The 2,022-nt window shown below is 37.5% G+C and carries 1 protein-coding gene; it reads right to left on the bottom strand.

Annotated features, from left to right (window positions below):
• Positions 1–1,150 precede the first annotated feature (1,150 nt).
• Positions 1,151–2,022: hypothetical protein (locus A3EU_RS34680; protein ID WP_044087122.1), on the bottom strand; the 872-nt coding region annotated here is incomplete at its 5' end.

The following is a 2,022-nucleotide window of genomic DNA, read 5'->3' as shown; positions in this document are numbered from 1 at the left end:
AAGCAAGCAATTTCTCCTCCAAATTAATTCCTTTTACAACTAGAGTCGGGCGGCTTTATCAAAGCTTCCATTTTTGTTGGTATGGCACACAACTCGAGCCTACCCGCAGGCTGAGGAACGAAGCTTGTCGGGTAGGCAAAGTTGTAGCCAGCAATTATTTGCCTAATACTAAATATTTGACGTCATGCTTTCAACGCTAGCACTGCTGCTAATTTAGAAATTTTCAATCGCCTTTCTCAATAACAAGCTAACCAAACTCCTCAACCACAATGCCAAGCCAGGAAATCCAATCATTGATGGACCCACTTTTATGGCCACGCTCATTCAAGCACCTCTCTAAGGATTAGCTTACCTCTCCTCCTGTATTGCCGTCCTATTGGTAATCATCAAAGAGCAAAGCAATAGCAAAATCCACTATTTCTGGACCGTTTGAACATTGCCGCAATTATCCAATGGACTAAGCTTTTGAAGAACTGATCTTTTCAATGAACACCAATGAAGGGCTTACCCCGCCTCCAGTATTGCCATCCTATTAGTAATTATTGAGGAGCGGAGCAAAAGCAAATCCACTATTTTTGGACCGTTCAAGCATTGCCGCAATTATCCAATGGACCAAGTCATTAAGGAACTTATTTTTTTTAATAGACACTAATGACGTGCTTACTCCTCCTCCTGGATGGCACGTCCTATTGATAATTATCAAGGAGCAGAGCAAAAAAACAATCTACTATTTCTGGATCGTTTGAGCATTGTAATAATTCCCCAATGGACCAATTCATTAAGGAACTGGTCTTTTCAGTGGACACTCGTGACTTGCTTACCCCTCCTCCAGGATTGCCGTGACGCTTAGCAAATTATTCTGGCAGAGCTCACATCAATCCATCATTCTGAATATACCAGGCAATTGCACCGTATACATAGGAATAAGTCACTAAATTGATAGAAAAGCGTTCCTATTCTATAATAGCTCCATTCTCGCAGCAGAACTTATCTAACGCTGAAAATTCTTCAACGTCACGTTTGGCAAATCATGGTACACCCGCTTTTTAAAAATTATTGAGTCGTGTTTTGCTGATGTTGGCTACAACTCCTGGCTACCCGACGTGCGACCGCAGGGAGCATGGACGGGTAGCTAAAGTTGGCTGCAGTACTATTTTTCATAGTATTCATAAAAAAACATGAAAGTCCTTTCCCCATCATTCACTCTGTCTATCTCTCCATTTTCCTTATAGATAATCTCTTTTCTAGCCGTTTCTTCTCCTTTTTTATCATATTTGATGATTAAAGAGACTTGGTTATCCTCATTGTAATTGATATCTGCTCTCAGTTTATCATAGTGTAGTTGTATCAACTGGGACAACTCATTATACTCATAATCAATTATATAATCTTTCTTATTTCGACTACCTCTTTCATAACCTACTTCTCTAACTAATTGTAAACCATCATATTCATATTCTTTCTTCGTTGTCATTGCCTGTATTTGTTCTTCACTCCTAACACGCGGCTCTAATGATGAATTACAACGATTCTCATTAATTATTTCCTTGACTAACAGACCATTTTCATACAAATAATCAACTTCTGTTATGTTACACATATTTAATGAAACAAATATACCATGTGACTGATTCAAACTTCTCGTCTTTTGACCATCTTCATACCAATTCTCTAGCCTAGAAAATTGATAGCTTACTGATTTAGAAAAAATAACAATGGTATCAGTCAGCAATTTTATATCTCCTGCTAAATTATATTCATAAGTCTTCTTTGTTATTTCTTTAACCGAATCTGGCTCGACTCTTCCATGAATAATTTTTTCATTCCTACCTAAGACATATTGTATCTTTGACTTTTCGTCATAAACCCTTTCTTCTATATAAATTTCTTCATCTGACTTCACCCATCTAATAGTCAGAACACTAACTCGATTTTCTTTAACGAAGTCATCCATTTCCTTAAACAATGGCTGATCGCTTAAAGTCATATTCTTTGATAACTGTCCTGCTAAATCTTCAAAAC

Origin of the sequence: Lewinella cohaerens DSM 23179, assembly GCF_000379805.1 — a bacterium.
Lineage (GTDB): Bacteria > Bacteroidota > Bacteroidia > Chitinophagales > Saprospiraceae > Lewinella > Lewinella cohaerens.
Note: the sequence above shows the minus strand (reverse complement) of the source record. Positions and strands in the feature narration are given on the sequence as shown.